Below are 19,525 nucleotides of genomic sequence, written 5' to 3'. Positions count from 1 at the left end.
AGGCAGGTCCCGAGAAGTACGACCGGCTCGCCAAGCACGAGATCCCGTGGACCGACGCGACCGTGGTGAAGGCCCTGACCACCCTCGGGAAGCTGTTCGTGCGCGGCCGTGGCCTCCCGCGCGGCCACCGGCGCCGGGGCCCCCGACGCCTGCGAGGCGGTCAGCGCCGCCATCGCCGCCGCCGCCAGCGCGGTGCCCCTGACGGCCCTGCCCTTGACCGCCCCGCCCTTGAGCGCCCTGAGCCTGACCGTCCTGCCCTTGTCCCCTGCCATGACGTACGCCCTCCCTGTTGCGGCTCCTGTCACCGGCTCTACGGGGCCAGGCCGCCGGTCCGTCGCACCGAGCGGCCCGTAATTTCCGGCCGGGAGACAGGGGCCCGGCAAGATCGGCGGGGCAGGGCCTACCGTGGGGGCATGCAGCGACTGAGAGTGGAGTTCACGACAGAGCCTTTCGACCTGGACGAGGCACCGGCCCACGCGGTCGTGGCCCGTGAGGTCATCCAGGCGGCCGACCTGGACGCCGTGGACGTGGGCCCGTTCGGCAACACGGCCGAAGGCGGGGCGGACGCGGTGCTCACCGCCGTCGACTCGCTGCTGCGCCGGGCCCTGGGCGCCGGCGCCACTCGCGTCTCACTGCAGGTCAACGTGATCGGGGAGACCGGGGAGGACGAGAAGTGACCGAGCCGCGAGATCACCCCCTGATCACCGCCGTGAAGCCGCTGGTGGACGCCATGGGCGCCCGGATTCTGGGGCCTGAGCAGGCGACGGCCGACGATGTGGTCCTCTCCTGGGAGGGCGAGGAGGTGCTCGCCGTACGGCTGCCGCAGCTCGCGGACTCGCTCGACCACATCCTGGCGGCGATGGAGCGGCGGCACGGCATGCCGCTGTCCGAGCTGGACAGGAAAACCAAGCAGGCCGTCGTCCGCACCCTGGAGGCGCGCGGCGCCTTCTCCGTCCGGCACGGCGTGGAGACGGTGGCGGGCGCCCTCGGGGTCAGCCGCTTCACCGTCTACAACTATCTGAACAGGGAAAACGCAGCGAAGAGTGAGTAGCTGAGCACGCTGCGCGGTCGGCCGCCGTCCAGATGCCGGGACGGCGGCTTTTGTGTCACCGAAGTTTCAACAAAGTGTTGACGGGGCGTTGGGCAAGGGCGTTAGCTATCCGCAGCCCGTCCAAGCACAGGAAATACAGCCACGGAGGCTCCCGTGACTTCGAGTACACAGCGCCTTTCGGGGGAGACCCCCGAACCCCCCGCGGGCCTCACACGGTTCAACACCTCCGCGGACAGCGACGCGCTCGCCGCCCTGCACGAGGTGTGTGCCAGCTCGGCGTGGGGGAGCAAGCTGCTCGCCCAGCGCCCGTACGCCACCACCGAGGCCCTGCTCCTCGCCAGCGACGCCGCCATGGCCGAGCTGACCGCGGAGGACCTGGCCGAGGCCATGGCGGGGCACCCGCCGATCGGCCGCCCGAAGCCCGGTGACCCCACCTCCTCCCGCGAACAGAGCGGGATGGCCGGCGCCTCCGAGGAACTCAAGGCGGAGATGCTCGAACTGAACCTGGCCTACCAGGAGAAGTTCGGCCACGTCTTTCTCATCTGCGCCACCGGCCGGACCGGTGAGCAGATGCGCGACGCGGTCCGCGAGCGGATCGGGAACTCGCCCGAGCAGGAGCGGGAGATCGTCCGCGCCGAACTGGGCAAGATCAACCGTATTCGGCTGACCCGTCTCGTAGAGGAAGAGAGCGCCGCATGAGCACCGGAACGACGGCATCGGTGTCCACGCACATCCTGGACACCAGCATCGGCCGCCCCGCCGAGGGCGTCGCCATCTCCCTGTCGGCCCGCAGCGGGTCCGGGGCGGAGTGGGTGGCGCTCGGCGGCTCGGCGACCGACGCGGACGGGCGCTGCAAGGACCTGCCGGCCCTGCCGGAAGGCACCACCCACGTACGTCTCGACTTCGAGACCGAGGCGTACTTCACGCGTTCAACCAAGCCAGTGAAGCAAGCCGAGGCGCAGCAGGACGCCCCCCGCGTAAGGGACAGCGGCGCGTTCTTCCCGGAGGTGGCGATCACGTTCGCCGTCGTGCCGGGCGAGCACTACCACGTACCGCTGCTGCTCAACCCGTTCGGCTACTCCGTTTACCGAGGGAGCTAGCAGACACATGCCCACGATTCTCGGCCAGAACCAGTACGGCAAAGCAGAGAACCGCGTCGTCAAGATCACGCGGGACGGCGACACCCACCACATCAAGGACCTGAACGTCTCGGTCGCCCTCTCCGGCGACATGGACGAGGTGCACTACTCCGGCTCCAACGCCAACGTGCTCCCGACCGACACCACCAAGAACACGGTGTACGCGTTCGCTAAGGAGTACGGCATCGAGTCCGCCGAGCAGTTCGGCATCCACCTCGCCCGTCACTTCGTGACGTCGCAGGAGCCGATCCACCGGGCGCGCATCCGCATCGAGGAGTACGCCTGGGAGCGCATCGAGACCTCCGACGCCAACTCCAAGTTCATCGGCGCGGATGAGGTCAAGCACTCCTTCGTGCGCAAGGGCCAGGAGACCCGCGTCAGCGAGATCACCTACGACGGTGAGAACTGGCAGGTCATATCGGGCCTGAAGGACCTGGTCGTCATGAACTCCACCAACTCGGAGTTCTGGGGGTACGTGAAGGACAAGTACACGACCCTCAAGGAGGCGTACGACCGCATCCTCGCCACCCAGGTCTCCGGCCGCTGGCGGTTCAACTGGACCGACGACGAGCAGCGGATGCCCAACTGGGAGAAGTCCTACGAGCAGGTGCGCAAGCACATGCTCCAGGCCTTCGCCGAGACGTACTCCCTGTCGCTGCAGCAGACGCTGTACCAGATGGGCGCGCGGATCATCAACAATCGCGCGGAGATCGACGAGGTGCGCTTCTCCCTGCCGAACAAGCACCACTTCCTGGTCGACCTGGAGCCGTTCGGGCTCAAGAACGACAACGAGGTCTACTTCGCGGCGGACCGCCCGTACGGCCTGATCGAGGCCACCATCCTGCGGGACGGCGTGGAGCCGCGGATCCCGGTCGACATGACCAACCTCTGAGCCACACCTGAGCCACACGAAGGGCCGATGACCGCCCCGCCCCTCCCGCCCGCGGCCGGGCGGGGCGGCACCGGACCGGAGGGACCAGCAATGGCACACCCAGCGATGGCACAGCCCGCAACGGCACGGTCAGCGATGGCACGGCCAGCACCGGCACGGCCCGCGAAGGGGCCCGGCAGCGCCCCGTTCTGCGTTCCCCGTAGGCCGGCGGGGGAGCGCTCGTCGCGGTCCGGCCCACCTTTCTCTCACCTCCTCGGCACCCGGAGCCGTCGCACGGTCCCGGCACTCAAATCCTCCTAGGGTCCTGCCGTGCCCTCATCGCCACTGCCACTGAAAGAAGAAGGAAGCACCATGGCACCTTCGGCAGCCCAGAGCGCTACCCAGCGCATCGTGATCGAGAACTGTGCGATCGCGACCGTCGACGCCAACGACACCGAGTACGCCTCGGGTCACGTCGTCATCGCGGACAACAGGATCGAGTCGATCGGAGCGGGCAAGGCCCCCGAGGGCCTGGAGAACGTGGTCCGGCGCATCGACGCCACCGGCCACCTGGTCACCCCCGGCCTGATCAACACGCACCACCACTTCTACCAGTGGATCACCCGTGGCCTCGCCACCGACCACAACCTCTTCAACTGGCTCGTCGCCCTGTACCCGACGTGGGCGCGCATCGACGACCGGATGGGGTACGTGGCGGCCCAGGGCTCGCTGGCGATGATGGCCCGCGGCGGCGTCACCACCGCCATGGACCACCACTACGTCTACCCGAAGGGCTCCGGCGACCTGTCCGGCGCCATCATCAAGGCCGCCTCCGAGATGGGCGTCCGCTTCACGCTCGCCCGCGGCTCCATGGACCGCAGCGTCAAGGACGGCGGCCTGCCGCCGGACTTCGCCGTCGAGACCCTCGAAGGCGCGCTCGCCGCCACCGAGGAGACCGTCAAGAAGCACCACGACGCCTCCTTCGACGCGATGACCCAGGTCGCGGTCGCGCCCTGCTCCCCCTTCTCCGTCTCCACCGAACTGCTCAGGCAGGGTGCCGAACTGGCCCGCCGCCTCGGCGTGCGCCTGCACACCCACGGCTCGGAGACCGTGGAGGAGGAGCAGTTCTGCAAGGAACTGTTCGGCATGGGCCCGACCGACTACTTCGAGTCGACCGGCTGGCTCGGTGAGGACGTGTGGATGGCGCACTGCGTCCACATGAACGACTCCGACATCGCCGCCTTCGCCCGTACGAAGACCGGTGTCGCCCACTGCCCGTCGTCCAACGCCCGCCTCGCCGCCGGCATCGCCCGCGTACCCGACATGCTCAAGGCCGGCGTGCCCGTCGGCCTCGGCGTGGACGGCACCGCCTCCAACGAGTCGGGCGAGCTGCACACCGAACTGCGCAACGCCCTGCTGATCAACCGCCTCAACCCGGTGCACCGCGAGGCCGCCCTGAACGCCCGCCAGGCGCTGCGCCTGGGCACGTACGGTGGCGCCCAGGTGCTCGGCCGGGCCTCGCAGATCGGCTCCCTGGAGGTGGGCAAGCTCGCCGACCTGGTGCTGTGGAAGCTCGACACCCTCGCGCACGCCTCCATCGCCGACCCGGTGACCGCCCTCGTCTTCGGCGCGGCGGCCCCGGTCACCGCGTCGTTCGTCAACGGCAAGCAGATCGTCGAGAACAACCGGCTGCTGACCGTCGACGAGGACGCCATCGCGCGCTCCACCCGGGACGAGGCGCAGCGCCTCGCCCGTATCGCCGCCCAGGGCTGATCGCCCAGGGCGCACATCGCCGCCCGCGTCCAGCGACGCGGGTGGGCGATCCACGAAGTCCGGTCGAGGGGGACGGCCCTCGACCGGTCGCCGTGGACCCGAGCGGGGTCCATGGCAGCCGGACCGGGGGGTGCGTACCGCCAGTGGTACCGCCCCCCGGAACGGTGACGCGTGTCGGCGTCCCCGGCGACACGCTTCCGGGCGCAAGACCTGCAACACCTCCCTGAAACCCACGTCGCCAGTACGTGTAACCGACCGGAGGAACCGCTGTGGCCGCCAAGCCCAGGTTTCGCAACGACGCAGACGCCACCGACGCCACCGACGCGAACGCGGACGCGGACGCCCCCGAGGCGCCTGACGCCCCCGACGCTTCTGGCGCCACCGACGCCGGAGCCGCCCGGGACGACCGGAAGCATCCGGTCGACGAGACGCTCCCGCCCCTGAAGATGTTCACCAGCGGCCTCCAGCACGTGGCCGCCATGTACGCGGGCGTGGTGGCCCCGCCGCTGATCGTCGGCGCGGCCGTAGGGCTGTCCGGCACCGAACTGACCTTCCTCACCGGAGCGAGCCTGTTCACCGCGGGCCTCGCCACGTTCCTGCAGACCCTCGGCATCTGGAAGATCGGCGCCAGGCTGCCCTTCGTCAACGGCGTCACCTTCGCCGGTGTCGCCCCGATGCTCGCCGTCATCGACACCACCGACGACAAGGCGGACGCGCTCCCGGTCATCTTCGGGGCGATCATCGTCGCGGGCCTCCTGGGCTTCATCGCCGCGCCGTACTTCAGCAAACTGGTCCGGTTCTTCCCACCGGTCGTCACCGGCACCGTGATCACCCTGATCGGTATCTCGCTGCTGCCGGTCGCCTTCGGCTGGGCCCAGGGCCCCAACCCGGCGGCGAAGGACTACGGTTCGACCACCTACCTCACCCTCGCGGCGTTCACCCTTGTCGTGGTCCTCGTCCTGCGGCGCTTCACCCGCGGCTTCGTCAAGCAGATCGCCGTACTGATCGGCCTGGTGATCGGCACGCTCGTCGCGATACCGTTCGGCGCCACCGACTTCAGCCCGGTCACCGAGGCGGCCGTCGTCGGCTTCCCGACGCCGTTCCACTTCGGCGCCCCGCAGTTCGCGCTCGCCGCGATCATCTCCATGTGCGTGGTGATGCTCGTGTCGATGACCGAGTCGACCGCCGACATGCTGGCGCTCGGGGAGATCGTCGAGCGGCCGGCCGACGAGAAGACGATCGCGGCGGGCCTGCGCGCCGACACCCTCGGGTCGGCGATCAGCCCGCTCTTCAACGGCTTCATGTGCAGCGCGTTCGCCCAGAACATCGGGCTGGTCGCCATGACCCGCATCCGCAGCCGGTTCGTGGTCGCCTGCGGCGGCGGCTTCCTGGTCCTGATGGGCCTGTCACCGGTGGCCGCCTCGCTGATCTCCGTCGTACCGCGCCCGGTCCTGGGCGGCGCGGGTGTCGTCCTGTTCGGCTCGGTCGCGGCCAGCGGCATCCAGACGCTGGTCAAGGCCGGCCTGGAGAAGGACAACAACGTCCTGATCGTGGCGGTCTCCCTGGCGGTCGGGATCATCCCGATCACGGCGCCGGAGTTCTACCACGCCTTCCCGGAGACCGCGAAGATCATCCTGGACTCCGGCATCTCGACGGGCTGCGTCGCCGCCGTCCTGCTCAACCTGGTCTTCAACCACCTGGGCGGCCGCCGCGACGACGATGAGGTGACCGCCCCGATGGAACCGGGTGAGGACATCTCCGGGACACGCGGGACGAAGACCGCCGCCGCGCACTGACGGCGGGCCCCGGCGGGGCGCGTGCGGCCCCGGCGGGTACCGCACGCGCCCCGTCACTCACCGGACCGGGGCGAAAAACAGCGCGCCGCGCCCCGGCACCATCACGCAGGGCCACGCCCCCGAGCGCCGGGGCCTTGCCTCGCCTGCGACGGCCGGGGCGCCCCCCGCCGCCGCGCACCCGAGCCCCCGCGGTCTTGCCCCTCCCCGGCAGGGGTGACCGTGTCAGGAACCCGGCTGCCAGTCCGGGCGGCGGCCGCTGAGGCCGACCACCCGGTCCAGCAGGGGCGCGTCGTCCGGTACCGGGACCGGAGACCCGAACACGCCCTCCTGGCCCGGTCCGCCGGCGGCCGGGGCCAGGAGGGCGCAGCACGCCCGCAGCGAGGCCACGTCCGGCGCGTACTCCTGGCCGGTCGCCCGCGCCAGGTCCCAGCCGTGGACCAGCACCTCGTACAGGGCGACGGCCCCCGCGACCTCGCCCGGCAGGGTGACGCCACCCGCCCGCGTGGTGCCCTGCCAGGCGTCGGGCTCCCGGCGGCGGCGAGTTCGTCGAGCCGGCGGGGAAGCACGGCGCGCCAGTCGTCGCCGAGCACGGGACGGGCGCGCGGGTCCGTGTCCGTGGTGGGCCCGAAGTCCTTTCTCCCCGCGTCCCGGAAGGTGACCGCGAGCCCCACCAGATGGCCCAGCAACTCCCGTACGGCGTAGTCCGGGCATGGCGTCGGGGCGTAGGCCGGTCGTCGGTGATGCCGTCCAGCAGCTCCGCCACCCGGCGGGTCGCGGGTCCGAGATCCAGCATGGTTGTCTCCGTGTGTGCGTCCATGTGAGGGCAGACCGCCCGGGCCCCGGAAACTCATCGTCGCCCCTCACCGGATCCGCCGCGCGCACTCCGCCGCCAGCCGCGGATACGCCTGCGCGATCGCCCGGTACACCCGCTCCCGCAGCAGCCGCTCGGCCTCCGCCCGCCCCGTCGCCCCGAACAGCCCGTCCAGCAGCGCGTCGTACCGGCTCAGCGCATGGCGCAAATAGTCCACCTGCCACCGCACCAACGCCCCACCGGCCGCGGCCCCTCCGGGCGTGGCCCCTCCGGGCCGGGCCACACCGCCCACGGCCGCATCCCGCTCGGTGCCTCCGAGCCCGGCCCCACCGGACCCGGCCCCGCCGGGCGCGGACCCGCCGGGCGCGGTCCCACCGCTGGCGGCCCCACCGCCCCCAGTCCCTCCGCGTCCAGCCCCACCGCGTCCACCCGCGCCGCGCCTTGTGGCCGCGCCGTTCCCGTCCGGCATCCCGCCTCCCCGTGGCCCGTCCAGCAGCCGCCGGTGGCGTACCGCTCGGCGTTCCAGTTCGGCTTCCGGCAGGATCGGCACCCGGATCGGCTCCGCGCGGATCGCCGCGAGGACCGCCTGCCGTCGTCGCTCCGCCGCCACCCGCGCGGCGGCCGCGCCCCGGGCCGCCGTCGCGCAGGCCGCGAACTCCGGCGCCCGCTCCACGGCCTGGACCCGCGCCAGCAGGTACAGCCGTACCGGCGCCACCGACCACCGCCGCGGGTCGCGCCCCTGCACATCGGGCTGGCCCAGCAGGTCCCGCACCATCGCGTCCGTCCACCCGCGCTTGCGCAGCCCGGCGAGCGTCAGAAACGTCATACGATCCGTCATCGTTCCCCCCTGCTCCGTAACGGAGAGTGACGAACCCAGTGAAGCGCACGCCACTGACAATCAGCCCCACCGCCCCCGCCCCACCGCCGACCGACCGCGCCGATCACCCGATTGAGCCATCCGCGCGCGCGAGCGCCGCCCTTCCCCGCCGGGCGGCCCATAGGCTCCCCGAGTGACCCTTGTGACTGTGCTGAACACCGGGCTCGACGACTTCCTCGCCTGGGCCGAGACCCGGCAGGGCGGCGGCGCCCTGCCCGCACGTCCCGCGGACGCCGTGCTCACGCTGCTCGCCCTGCGCGGCGCCGACCGCCGCGCGGGCGTGCCCGAGCCGACGCCCCAGCTCCTGCACCGCGTCCTGCACGAGGACCTGCCCGTGCTGTTCGAGCCGACCGAGGAGGAACGCGCGGCCCTGCCCGGCGTGCTCACCGCGCTCGCCGACCGGGTCAGGGCGGCGAACCGGCTCAACGCCAAGCGTCACGCACGCCTGCTCGACGCCGTACAGGAGGCCCTGCCGGAGTTCGACCGGGTCATGGACGCCCCGTTCCACCTGACCTGGCCGCGCTGGTACGCCCGCCTCCTCCACGCGGCCGGCGTCGACACGGCCGACCCCGAAGCGGTTCGGGCATGGCTGGACGCCTACGCGCGGGGCCCGCGCGCCGCCCGCGCCCCGCTGCCCGCCGGGATCACCCGCGCCCACCTGGCCGGCCGTACCCTCGCCGCCCGCGCCGTGCTCACCGAAGCCGCGCTGGAGGCCGCCGCCCGCGACACCGAGGCTCCCTCACCCGCCGGTCCCCTGCTGCCCGAGCCGCTCACCGAAGCGGCGCGCCCCGACGAAGTGGAACGGCTCGCGGCCGAGCTGAGCGACCGCTGGACCGCCGCCGGTCTCAGCGAGGCGCTCGCCGGACCGTACGCCGACCTCGCGCCCGGTCCCGAGTCCCTTCCGCACAGCGACCTGGCCGACCGCATGCTTGACGAACACCTCGACTACTACGGCTACTCGGGCTACCCGCTGCCGCCCCCGCTCACCCTGCCCGACCCCGACGAGATCCGCGGCCTGCTGCACGCCGCCCCGCTCCCCGCCGCGCTGGCCGAGGGCGCCGACGACGACCTGCGGGAGCTTGCCGAGCGGTGCGGATTCCCCGGTCCCGCCACCACCGTGTGGACCGAGGGAACGCCGCAGGAGCTGACCGAGCTCGCCGCCGACATCCTCGCCGTGACCGTCGAACGCGTCGCCGCGGAGGCCGGGCCCGATGACGAGTACGCCCTCGACGCGGCCCACCTGCTCTACACGCTCTACGAGCGCGGCGGCACTGCCGACTCGGTGGCGCGCAAGGCGTCCGACGTCGCCGGCTGGCAGGTCGTCCCGGAACTGGAGGACGCCCCGGTCCGCGTACCCGACACCGCGCCCGACGCGTACGAGACACCCTCCCCCGAGGACCTGTCGGAGCTGCTCGGTCTTCCCGGGGTCACCGAGACCGACCGGGAGCGACTCGACAGCCACGCCCACGCGCTGGCGGCCCTGATCGACCGGCTGGCCGAAACCGGCTGCGTCTTCCGCACCGGTGACGCCTACGGCCTCACCCCGCTGGGCAACGCCGTCATGCGCCACGTCTTCACCGCCGGTGACGTCGCCGCCCCCGACCGGGAGACCGTGGCCGGCTGGGACGCCGCCGAAACCGTCGTGGCGGTCCAGTTCTGGCCCCCGGCCATCGCCGCGGAGACACTCACCCGGTGGACCGCCGACCGGGGAGGCACCGACGAGGCATGGGAGGAACTGCTCAACGCCGTCTCCGCCACGCACACCGCGGCCGCTCCCCTCCTGCTCAGCACCCTCTTCGGGCACCTGGACCTGGCCGGCATCCCGAGCGGCCCGCTCCGTACCGCCGTCGGCGACCCGGTCATCGGGGCCTATGCGCACCGCCTCCTGGAAGCGCGCAAGGAGGCCCCGCCGGTGGAGGAGGTTCCCCTCAGTGCCCGCGCCGTCCTGCTGGTCTCCGAGCTGCACCGCTTCTGGATGGAGGACATGCGCGCGTCCCTCGCCGCCGCGGCGGGGGAGGAGGAGCCGGAACCGGGCGCCGCGACCCTCGCCGAGGCCTTCGACACCGTCGCCGCGGCCTGGCCGGGCGGCGCGGCCTCCCTCCTCCCCGCCATGGCCGCCGCCGACCCGCCCGGCAGCCTGCCGGTCCTGCGGGCCCTGCGCGACGTGCATCCGGACGGCCGGGTACGGGATCTGGCGGGGCACGCGGCGAAGGCGGCCGAGCGCCGGCTGCCCGCCCACAGCACGCCCGCCGACCGCCACCACTGACCCGGACGCCGACAGCCCGGCCCGCTGTCCCGGCGAACCGGGCCGGCCGGCCGGGTCGCGAACCCTTGAAGCCACCGCCCTCCTGTGCCATACAGGTCTGGACCATTCTCCGTCGTACGCGGAGGTCCAGCCGTGCCACGTCCTCCCGCCATCGCCGCGTTGGCCCTTGCGGCCGCCTTCCTCCTCGCCGCCTGCGGCGGTGAGGACAGGGACACGCAGGCCCCGTCGAAGCCCCTCGGCGTGACCGCCCAGGCCGGCAGCGCGACCTCGGTGCACGTCATGTGGGAGCCCGTCACCGACGACACCGGGGTCACCGGGTACGAGGTGTTCCACCAGGGCCGGAAGGTCAAGACCGTGCCGGGCTCACGGCACATGACCGACGTCGACCGCCTCACCCCGAACACCGCGTACCGCTTCACCGTCCGGGCCCGCGACGCCGCCGGGAACCTCTCCGAACCGAGCGCCACCATCCCCGTGACCACCCCGGCCCGGACCCCCGACGACCGCCGGGCGCCGTCACGGCCCACGTCACTGCGCGGCCGAGCGGAGGGCAGGACGGTCACGCTGACCTGGGCCCGCGCCACCGACGACGTCGCCGTCACCGCGTACGACGTCTACCAGGAGGACTCCCGCGTCCACAGCGTCCCCGCCGGCACCACCACCGCCCGCCTCACCGGACTGCGACCGGGCACCGTCTACACCTTCACGGTGCGCGCCCGCGACGCCGCCGAGAACTCCTCCCCCGACAGCGCTCCGATCGACCTCACCACCGCCCCCGCCCCCGGCGACGGCCCCCCAACCGCCCCCACCCACCTCACGGCGACGGCACTGCCGGGCAGCATCCGGCTGACCTGGACCCCGCCCCGGACGGCCGCCCCGGTCAAGGAGCACCAGCTCCACCTCAACGGCAGGTTCGCCACGACCATCGTCTGGGGCGCCGAACCCCCCGCCGGCACGGCGACATACACCCTCACCGTCACCGACCCACCCGGCACCCGCTACACCCTCAAGCTCCGCGCCAAGCTCCCCGACGGCACATGGGGCGACTTCTCCGCCCAGCGCACGGTCGTGATCGGCCAAGGCTGAGCATCGAGGAGAATCGTCCGTGCAGTGTCACGAACGCGCCAACTCCGAGAGGTGTACCGCCTGATGCTCCACGTGCTCATATCCCCCTCCTATGGCAAGCCGGAGGCACGGCAGCACTGGCACGACACACTCGACCAGGAGGTGCAATTCGATACGCCGTCGCACCGTGGACTCCTGTCCGGCGAGCAGTTCGACGCGCTGATCGGGGTACATCCGGAAGGAAGGGCGCGGTTCTGGGGTGCGAAGCCTTCGCACGACAAGAAGATGGCGCTGGTGGCGCCCGGCGACGTGGTCCTGTTCACGGGCAAGAAGCATGTGCTGGCGATAGGTGAGGTCGGCGTCATCTTCCGGAACGCGGACTTCGCCGCCCGCCTGTGGCCTCCGAAGGGAAGCGCCCCGGGGTGGCACACCGTATACAGCCTGGTCGCGTTCGAGCGGACGGACATCACGTACGCGGAGCTCAACGAGATCATCGGCTACAAGAACAACCATGATTTCCCAGGGCAGATCCTGCTCACCGACGACCGGGCTCAGGCCGTCTGCGAGGCCTTTCTGCTCACACCCCGTCAGAGGCCGGCCAGAGTCACCGACACCTTGTCCGACAGGTCCGTACGCATCGCCGCTGCCGAAGAGGTGCGCACCGCGCACACCACGTATGAGCGGCCCGGCGCCACCCAGCTCGTGCGGCGCCGGGAAGGTGCGCTCGTGCGGGAGTACCGGAGAGCTTCCGGCCTGACGCACGGCACAAGGTATTACTGCCCAGCGGGGATCACCGACCTGTACGTGGAATCGCCGGTCGTGGAACTCATCGAGGCCAAGGGTGGTACGACGCGTGGACATGTACGCCAGGCGCTGGCGCAGCTGCTGGACTACGCACCTCACTGTCCCAAGCCGGCCGCGCGGCTGACGGCTCTCTTCCCCGCGCCGCTGGAGTTCGCGGAGACAACGCTTCTGCACCGGTACGGAATCGACTGCGTGCACCGCGTCGCGGAAGGTCATTTCGAGCGGCTGCCCGCACCGGACGAGACGCGCAAGCGCATGGTCGAGCTGGTGCGGCGCGACGCGTGACCGCTGACACGCCACCGCCCCCCGGTGCAGTGCGGCACCAGGGGGCGGGGGAACTCGGTGACAGCGGTCAGCCGACGAGTTGTTCGTAGGCCGGGAGCGTGAGGAAGTCCGCGTAGTCGTCGTCGAGCGAGACCTTCAGCAGCAGGTCGTGGGCCTGCTGCCACCTGCCGGCCGCGAAGGCGTCCTCGCCGATCTCGGCGCGGATGGCGGCGAGTTCCTCGGCCGCGACCTTGCGGGCCAGGTCGGGGGTGGCCTGTTCGCCGTTCTCGAAGACGACGCCCGCGTTGATCCACTGCCAGATCTGCGAGCGGGAGATCTCGGCGGTCGCCGCGTCCTCCATCAGGTTGAAGATGGCGACCGCGCCCAGGCCGCGCAGCCACGCCTCGATGTAGCGGATGCCGACCTGGACGGCGTTGCGCAGGCCCTCGTACGTCGGCTTCGCGTCGAGAGAGTCGATGGCGATCAGGTCGCCGGGCGCGACCGAGACGTCCTCGCGGAGGCGGTCCTTCTGGTGGGGCCTGTCGCCGAGGACGGCGTCGAACGAGGCCATCGCGATCGGGACCAGGTCGGGGTGGGCGACCCAGGAGCCGTCGAAGCCGTCGTTCGCCTCGCGGTCCTTGTCGGCCTTGACCTTCTCGAAGGCGACCTTGTTGACCTCGGGGTCCTTGCGGGAGGGGATGAAGGCCGCCATGCCGCCGATCGCGTGCGCGCCGCGCTTGTGGCAGGTACGCACCAACAGTTCGGTGTACGCGCGCATGAACGGCGCCGTCATCGTCACCGCGTTGCGGTCCGGAAGGACGAACTTCGGCCCGCCGTCACGGAAGTTCTTCACGATCGAGAACAGGTAGTCCCAGCGGCCGGCGTTCAGCCCGGAGGCGTGGTCGCGCAGCTCGTAGAGGATCTCCTCCATCTCGTACGCCGCCGTGATCGTCTCGATCAGGACGGTCGCGCGGACGGTGCCCTGCGGGATGCCGACGTAGTCCTGCGCGAAGACGAAGATGTCGTTCCAGAGGCGGGCCTCCAGGTGCGACTCCGTCTTCGGGAGGTAGAAGTACGGGCCCTTGCCCAGGTCGATGAGGCGCTGCGCGTTGTGGAAGAAGTACAGGCCGAAGTCGACCAGCGCACCCGGGACCGGGCGGCCGTCGAACCGCAGGTGGCGCTCCTCCAGGTGCCAGCCGCGCGGGCGCATGACCACCGTCGCGAGCTGGTCGGCGGGCTTGAGGGCGTACGACTTGCCCGTCCGCGCGTCGGTGAAGTCGATCTTCCGCTCGTAGGCGTCGATCAGGTTGAGCTGGCCGAGGACGACGTTCTCCCAGGTGGGGGCGGACGCGTCTTCGAAGTCTGCGAGCCAGACCTTCGCGCCCGAGTTCAGGGCGTTGATGGTCATCTTGCGGTCGGTCGGGCCGGTGATCTCGACACGGCGGTCGTTCAGCGCGGCCGGGGCCGGCGCGACCTTCCAGCTGTCGTCCTCACGGAGCTGTGCGGTCTCCGGGAGGAAGTCCAGGGTGCTGGTGCGGGCGATCTCGGCGCGGCGCTCGGCGCGGCGGGCGAGGAGCTCGTCACGCCGCGGCGTGAACCGCCGGTGCAGCTCGGCCACGAAGGCCAGGGCCGCGTCGGTGAGGACCTCGTCCTGCCGGGGCAGGGGCTCGGCTTCGACGATGGCCAGCGGGGACGGCGCTGGTGCGGACATGAGCTGTCACTTCCTTCAGCGGGGACTGTGGCACGGCGCCGTGCAGCGGCCGCCGGGCATACGCGCGCGGCACTGAGTGCCGTGGGAGCCGAGATACGGTCACAGGCGCCTTCTGACGATCGGGTGCTTCTGAACAGTGGATACTAGTTTTCTCATAGTGGAAGTTCAATGGTTTGTTGATGTCGAGATTCTCCGGCTCGACAGAACATGGCTCTGGGTGCCATCCCGTTCACTCAAGGTGCGCCAAGTCCTCGGCCGTGTCGATGTCGTACGGCTCCGCCACGTCCCCGCACTCGACGAGGACGATCGACGCCTCGTGCTCCTTCAGGTAGGCGCGTGCCCCCCGGTCGCCCTCCGCACGCGCGGCGACATCCGCCCACCGGTCCGCCCCGAGCAGCACCGGATGGCCGCGCTTCCCGGCGTACGCGGCCGCCACCAGGGAGGAACGCGAGCGGTACGCCGCCACCACCCGGCCGACCGCCTCCGCGCCGATCCCCGGCTGGTCCACCAGGGACACGACCGCCGCGTCCGCGCCCGTCCCGTTCAGTGACGCGAGCCCCGCGCGCAGCGACGAGCCCATGCCCTCCTCCCACCCCGGGTTGTCGACCAGTACGCAGCCCGGCAGCGAGGCCCGCTCCCGTACGGAACCGGCGGCGGCGCCCAGCACTACGTGGACCACCTGGCAGCCGCCGGCCCGCAGCACGCCCACCGCGTGCTCGACCAGCGGGCGGCCGCGGTGCTCCAGCAGGGCCTTGGGGCGCCCGCCGAGCCGCCGGCCACCGCCGGCCGCCAGCAGAAGCCCGGCGACGCGTGGTCCCTCTGTCGTCGTCTGTCCCATGAGCAGTCCCATGAGGAGTGCATACCGCATGCGCTCCGCCCCGGGCCGCTCCAGGTGCGCCGGCGCCGGAAGCGTCGCCCTGAGTTTCGTCAGGGGAGTGGCGTGTCGCGCCCGGGATGGCGTTAAGTACAGGGACGGGCGCACAACGTAGTGCGTGCAAGGGCGGGAGAGCTTTTGTTGCGAAGCATGGGGCAGAGGCGTGTGACGGGCAGCGGAGAGGACCCGAGGGTGGCTGAGCTGAGCGCCGCCGTCTCCCGCCTGCGCCGCGAACTGGCCGGCCACCCCGCCGACTTCATGGACCGTGGCATCGCCGAGGACGAACTGGCCGCGCTCGCCGCCATGGCCATCGGCGGGGTGCCCGAAGTGCGGCGGCTGCGCCGGTCGTTACTGCTCATCGCGGGAGCGATCGGTTCGGTGAGCGCGCTCGGCGCCGCGCTCACCGACGTACGCAACGCGGTGGAGCTGTTCGGCGAGCCACCGCGCTGAGCCGCCGTGCTGAGCCGCCGGACTGAGCCCCGCGCTGAGCCGCCGCACCGAGCCCGCCGGACTGAGCCGCCGCGCCGAGCCGGCCGCTGCACCGAGCCAGCCGCCGCGCCGAGCGCTCAGCGGCGGATCAGGCGGCGGGCGGTGGCCGCGGCCACCGCCGCCGTACGGGAGTCGACGCCCAGCTTGGCGAAGACGTGCACCAGATGGGACTTCACCGTCGCCTGGCTGAGGAAGAGCCGCTTGCTGATCTGCTGGTTGGACAGGCCCTCGCCGACCAGCTGGAGCACCTCCAGCTCCCGCCTGGTCAGCGCCTCGGCCGGGGCGCGCATCCGGTCCAGCAGGCGGTGCGCGACGGCCGGGGCGAGCGCCGACCGGCCGGCCGCCGCCGTGCGGACCGCCGCCGCCAGCTCCTCCGGAGGCGCGTCCTTGAGCAGGTAGCCGCTCGCGCCCGCCTCCACGGCCGCCAGGATGTCGGCGTCGGAGTCGTACGTCGTCAGCACCAGCACCCGTGGCGCCCCGGGGCGCGCGGTGATGGCGGCCGTCGCCTCCGCGCCGTGCATACCGGCGCCGAACTGGAGGTCCATCAGGGCGACGTCCGCCCCGTGGGCCAGCTCGACGGCACGCTCGGCCGTGGCGGCCTCCGCGACGACCGCGAAGTCCGGTTCGGTGTCGAGGACGGCGCGCAGTCCGGCCCGTACGACCGGGTGGTCGTCGGCGAGCAGCAGACGGATCGTCATACGAGGGCCTCTTCCGTACGCAGGGGAAGGCTGACGGCGACGGCGGTGCCCTGGCCGGGCGCCGACTCCACGGTGAAGCTCCCGCCCAGCGACCGGGCACGCGAGCGCATCGCCTGGAGCCCGAAACCGCCGCCGCCCGCAGGCGGGGCCCCGGAGTGGGGGTCGAAGCCCTTGCCGTCGTCCACGACGTCCAGCGTGACCGACGCGTCCATGAAGGTCAGCGTGATCTCGGCGCGTCGCGCGGCCGCGTGCCGCACCGTGTTGGCCAGCGCGGACTGGGCGATGCGCAGCAGCGCCACCTCGTACGGCGTCGGCAGCTCAACCGGCGTACCGCTCAGCGAGAACCGCACCCGCGGGCCATCGTGAACCGGCTCGCACAGCCGCTCCAGCGCCGCCGCCAGTGAGCCCCGCGCCAGATCGGCCGGCGCCAGCGCCCGTACGAAACGCCGCGCCTCCGCCAGGTTGTCCTGGGCCGCCCGCCGCGCCCGCTCGATGTGCCCCGCCGCCGGGGAACCGGCCGGCAGGGTACGTTCGGCCGCCCGCAGCAACAGTTGGATCGACGACAGGCCCTGCGCGAGCGTGTCATGGATCTCGCGTGCGAGGCGCTCGCGCTCGGCCAGCGTGCCCGCGTGCCGCTCGGCGGCGGCCAGTTCCGCGCGGGTGGAGACCAGCTCCTCGATGAGCCGCCTGCGCCGCTCGCTCTCGCGGTACAGCGCCTGATAGCCGAGGACGGTCGCCACGGCGACGGCCGCACCCAGCAGCGGCCCGATGAACGCGCCCGGGTTGAGCGGTGAGCCATGGTGTACGTACGACATGATCGCCGCGCCCGCGGTGGCGGCGACGGCCGGCAGGGACCAGCGCACCGGCAGCAGGTGCAGATGCAGGAAGTACAGGGGAAAGGCCGCCCAGAGTCCGTCGGGCGTCAGGGCCAGCAGCACCAGCCAGGCGGTGCTCAGCGCGCCCAGCCACAGGGCGGCGGCGGACCGCGAGTCGCGTACGGCGCGAAGGGCCGGACCCGCCGCGTACACCGCGCCCACCACGGCCGCCGCCGCGACGACGGCCGGGTCGCCGGCCGCCCGGAGCGCGGCGAGCGCGAGCAGCGCCGCCATCAGCAGGTGCAGACAGACGCGCAGGAGGCGCAGGGCGGGGGTGAGGGAACGGGGATCCATGACCCGTTCAGCGTAGACAGGCCCCGCCCCCGCCGTACTCAACCGAAAGGTTGATCAGGGGCCCATCCATGGCGCGATGCCCGTGCGCGCCGGCGGCGACAGGCTGGGCGCCATGTTCGTGGCATGGAGGGATCTGCGGTTCGCCAAGGGGCGGTTCGCGCTGATGGGCACGGTGATCGTGCTGATCACGCTGTTGGTGGGGCTGCTGTCCGGGCTGACGGCCGGGCTCGCGCGGGAGAACGTCTCGGCGATCACCGGGCTGCCCGCCGACCGGCTGGCCTTCGCCGCCCCGCCCTCGGGCCGGTCCGTGTCGTTCACCGACTCGACCGTGGCGGAGAGCGCGTGGCGCACGTGGCGGCGGCAGGCGGGCGTCACCGCCGCCGAACCGGTCGGCATCAGCACCCTGAACGCGGTGGCCGGTTCCGCTACGGCGGCGGTCTCCGTCTTCGGTACGGCTCCGGGGGCCGGGCTCGCCCCCGACAGCGCGCGGCTGGGGCCCGGAAGGGCGGTCCTGTCACGGTCGGCCGCCGACGAGCTCGGCGGCGCGGGCGTCGGCGCGCGGGTACGGATCGGCTCCCGCGAGGTGACGGTGGCCGGGGTCGCGGGAGACGCCTCGTACAGCCATACGCCAGTGGTGTGGACGTCGCTGGACGACTGGCACGCCCTCGGGCACAGGGGCGCCACGGTCGTCGCGGTGAGAGGCGAGGGCATCGACGTCGCGGCGGGGGACCGGGCCGCCGGTACGCGGACGCTCACCGTGGACGAGGCGCTCACCGCCATAGGGTCCTACCAGGCCGAGAACGGCTCCTTGCAGCTCATGCGCGGCTTCCTCTTCGCCATCTCCGCGCTCGTCATCGGGGCGTTCTTCACGGTGTGGACGATCCAGCGCGGCGGCGACGTGGCCGTGCTGAAGGCGCTCGGCGCCTCCACCCCGTACCTGCTGAGGGACGCCCTCGGGCAGGCGGCGGTCATGCTGGGCGCCGGGACGCTGCTCGGGACCGGGCTCGCGGCGGGCATCGGCGCGCTGGTGAGCGGCGGCGACGTGCCCTTCGTCCTGGAGCCGTCGACCGTTCTCGGCCCGGCCGCCGTGATGATCGTCCTCGGGATGCTCGGGGCGGCCCTGTCCATTCGCCGGATCACCGCCGTCGACCCGCTGACGGCGCTCGGGAGTGCCCGATGACCCTTCTCCTGGACGGCGTGACGCTGACCTACCCCGATGGGGACGGCCGGCTGACGGCCCTGGACGCCGTGTCGCTGAACGTCCCGTCCGGCAGCCTCACGGCGGTCGTCGGCCCCTCCGGGTCGGGCAAGTCCAGCCTGCTGGCGGTCGCCGCGACCCTGGGGACACCGGACCGGGGACGGGTGGTCGTGGCGGGGACGGACACCGGGACACTGGACCGGGCGGGCAAGGCGGCGCTGCGGCGCGAGCGGATCGGGATCGTCTTCCAGCAGCCGAACCTGCTGCCGTCACTGACGGCCGCGGAGCAACTGACGGTGATGGCCCACCTGGCGGGCCGCAGGAACGTCAAGGCCCGCGCCCTCGAACTCCTCGACGCGGTGGGCCTCGCCGACCAGGCCGCCCGCCGCCCGCACCAGCTGTCCGGCGGCCAGCGTCAGCGGGTGAACATCGCCCGGGCGCTGATGAACGACCCGGAGGTGCTGCTGGTCGACGAGCCCACGAGCGCCCTCGACCACGAACGCGGCGCGGCGGTCCTGGACCTGCTGGTCACCCTGACCCGCGAGCGGAACACGGCGACGGTGCTGGTGACCCACGACCGCGCCCACCTGGCCCGCCTCGACCGAACGGTGACCGTCGAGGACGGCCGGCTCTCCGATCCGACACGCCCCTGAGCCCGAGGCCCGCCCT

The 19,525-nt window shown here is 72.3% G+C and carries 19 protein-coding genes and 1 pseudogene; 13 read left to right on the top strand and 7 right to left on the bottom strand.

Features of this window, described 5'->3' with window-relative positions; translation table 11 throughout:
* Positions 1-272, bottom strand: a pseudogene (locus QWM81_RS08250) (hypothetical protein); the annotation flags it as partial.
* Positions 273-413: 141 nt separating this feature from the next.
* Between QWM81_RS08250 and QWM81_RS08245 the strand changes: the two are divergent.
* The 7 genes from QWM81_RS08245 to QWM81_RS08215 all read left to right on the top strand — a co-directional run bounded on the left by QWM81_RS08245 (position 414) and on the right by QWM81_RS08215 (position 6,630).
* Entirely contained in the window at positions 414-677 is a 264-nt protein-coding gene (locus QWM81_RS08245) for a YkoF family thiamine-binding protein (RefSeq protein ID WP_290111027.1), read from the top strand.
* On the top strand, positions 674-1,051 hold the full coding sequence (locus QWM81_RS08240) for a helix-turn-helix domain-containing protein (protein ID WP_290111025.1): 378 nt from the start codon (positions 674-676) through the stop codon (positions 1,049-1,051). Before QWM81_RS08245 ends, QWM81_RS08240 begins: the two co-directional genes overlap by 4 nt.
* Positions 1,052-1,204: 153 nt before the next feature.
* Positions 1,205-1,750, top strand: a complete 546-nt coding sequence (uraD, locus tag QWM81_RS08235) for a 2-oxo-4-hydroxy-4-carboxy-5-ureidoimidazoline decarboxylase (RefSeq protein WP_290111023.1) — start codon at positions 1,205-1,207, stop codon at positions 1,748-1,750.
* Complete coding sequence (gene uraH, locus QWM81_RS08230; protein ID WP_290111021.1) at positions 1,747-2,151, top strand: hydroxyisourate hydrolase; 405 nt, start codon at positions 1,747-1,749, stop codon at positions 2,149-2,151. Before uraD ends, uraH begins: the two co-directional genes overlap by 4 nt.
* 7 nt (positions 2,152-2,158) lie before the next feature.
* On the top strand, positions 2,159-3,082 hold the full coding sequence (gene pucL, locus QWM81_RS08225) for a factor-independent urate hydroxylase (RefSeq protein WP_290111019.1): 924 nt from the start codon (positions 2,159-2,161) through the stop codon (positions 3,080-3,082).
* A 351-nt stretch (positions 3,083-3,433) separates the two neighbouring features.
* Positions 3,434-4,834: an 8-oxoguanine deaminase gene (locus tag QWM81_RS08220; RefSeq protein ID WP_290111018.1), complete on the top strand. Its 1,401-nt coding sequence runs from the start codon at positions 3,434-3,436 to the stop codon at positions 4,832-4,834.
* Between the two features lie 446 nt (positions 4,835-5,280).
* Positions 5,281-6,630 carry a nucleobase:cation symporter-2 family protein gene (locus tag QWM81_RS08215; RefSeq protein WP_290111042.1) on the top strand — a complete coding sequence of 450 codons (1,350 nt, stop codon included), beginning with the start codon at positions 5,281-5,283 and terminating at the stop codon, positions 6,628-6,630.
* A gap of 222 nt (positions 6,631-6,852) precedes the next feature.
* Here the strand turns inward: QWM81_RS08215 and QWM81_RS08210 are convergent, their stop codons facing one another.
* Complete coding sequence (locus QWM81_RS08210) at positions 6,853-7,341, bottom strand: TIGR03086 family metal-binding protein (protein WP_290111017.1); 489 nt, start codon at positions 7,339-7,341, stop codon at positions 6,853-6,855.
* 149 nt (positions 7,342-7,490) lie between these two features.
* Positions 7,491-8,267 carry a hypothetical protein gene (locus QWM81_RS08205; RefSeq protein ID WP_290111016.1) on the bottom strand — a complete coding sequence of 259 codons (777 nt, stop codon included), beginning with the start codon at positions 8,265-8,267 and terminating at the stop codon, positions 7,491-7,493.
* Positions 8,268-8,451: 184 nt separating this feature from the next.
* Between QWM81_RS08205 and QWM81_RS08200 the strand changes: the two genes are divergently transcribed.
* The 3 genes from QWM81_RS08200 to QWM81_RS08190 all read left to right on the top strand — a co-directional run bounded on the left by QWM81_RS08200 (position 8,452) and on the right by QWM81_RS08190 (position 12,738).
* Complete coding sequence (locus QWM81_RS08200) at positions 8,452-10,584, top strand: hypothetical protein (RefSeq protein WP_290111014.1); 2,133 nt, start codon at positions 8,452-8,454, stop codon at positions 10,582-10,584.
* A gap of 132 nt (positions 10,585-10,716) precedes the next feature.
* Positions 10,717-11,670 (top strand): fibronectin type III domain-containing protein, encoded by a 954-nt coding sequence (locus QWM81_RS08195; protein WP_290111012.1) that lies wholly within the window; start codon positions 10,717-10,719, stop codon positions 11,668-11,670.
* Between the two features lie 63 nt (positions 11,671-11,733).
* Positions 11,734-12,738 (top strand): hypothetical protein, encoded by a 1,005-nt coding sequence (locus QWM81_RS08190; RefSeq protein ID WP_290111011.1) that lies wholly within the window; start codon positions 11,734-11,736, stop codon positions 12,736-12,738.
* A gap of 67 nt (positions 12,739-12,805) precedes the next feature.
* Here the strand turns inward: QWM81_RS08190 and aceB are convergent, their stop codons facing one another.
* Complete coding sequence (aceB, locus tag QWM81_RS08185; protein ID WP_290111010.1) at positions 12,806-14,428, bottom strand: malate synthase A; 1,623 nt, start codon at positions 14,426-14,428, stop codon at positions 12,806-12,808.
* A gap of 229 nt (positions 14,429-14,657) precedes the next feature.
* Positions 14,658-15,278: a nucleotidyltransferase family protein gene (locus QWM81_RS08180; protein ID WP_290111009.1), complete on the bottom strand. Its 621-nt coding sequence runs from the start codon at positions 15,276-15,278 to the stop codon at positions 14,658-14,660.
* A 162-nt stretch (positions 15,279-15,440) separates the two neighbouring features.
* On the opposite strand from QWM81_RS08180, the gene QWM81_RS08175 reads away from it, so the two are divergent.
* Entirely contained in the window at positions 15,441-15,752 is a 312-nt protein-coding gene (locus tag QWM81_RS08175; RefSeq protein WP_290111008.1) for a DUF5955 family protein, read from the top strand.
* A 116-nt stretch (positions 15,753-15,868) separates the two neighbouring features.
* Here QWM81_RS08175 and QWM81_RS08170 read toward each other — a convergent pair whose 3' ends face one another.
* The gene (locus QWM81_RS08170) at positions 15,869-16,489 is read right to left on the bottom strand and encodes a response regulator (protein WP_290111007.1); all 621 of its coding nucleotides are present in this window, start codon (positions 16,487-16,489) and stop codon (positions 15,869-15,871) included.
* Positions 16,486-17,658: a sensor histidine kinase gene (locus QWM81_RS08165; protein ID WP_290111006.1), complete on the bottom strand. Its 1,173-nt coding sequence runs from the start codon at positions 17,656-17,658 to the stop codon at positions 16,486-16,488. Before QWM81_RS08165 ends, QWM81_RS08170 begins: the two co-directional genes overlap by 4 nt.
* Positions 17,659-17,770: 112 nt before the next feature.
* On the opposite strand from QWM81_RS08165, the gene QWM81_RS08160 reads away from it, so the two are divergent.
* Both QWM81_RS08160 and QWM81_RS08155 read left to right on the top strand, forming a co-directional pair.
* Entirely contained in the window at positions 17,771-18,838 is a 1,068-nt protein-coding gene (locus QWM81_RS08160; protein WP_290111041.1) for an ABC transporter permease, read from the top strand.
* Complete coding sequence (locus QWM81_RS08155; protein ID WP_290111005.1) at positions 18,835-19,509, top strand: ABC transporter ATP-binding protein; 675 nt, start codon at positions 18,835-18,837, stop codon at positions 19,507-19,509. Before QWM81_RS08160 ends, QWM81_RS08155 begins: the two co-directional genes overlap by 4 nt.
* Positions 19,510-19,525 lie beyond the last annotated feature (16 nt).

Origin of the sequence: Streptomyces ficellus (assembly GCF_030406405.1) — a bacterium.
Lineage (GTDB): Bacteria > Actinomycetota > Actinomycetes > Streptomycetales > Streptomycetaceae > Streptomyces > Streptomyces ficellus_B.
The sequence above is the reverse complement of the archived record's forward strand: the minus strand, read 5'-3'. Positions and strand labels throughout refer to the sequence as shown.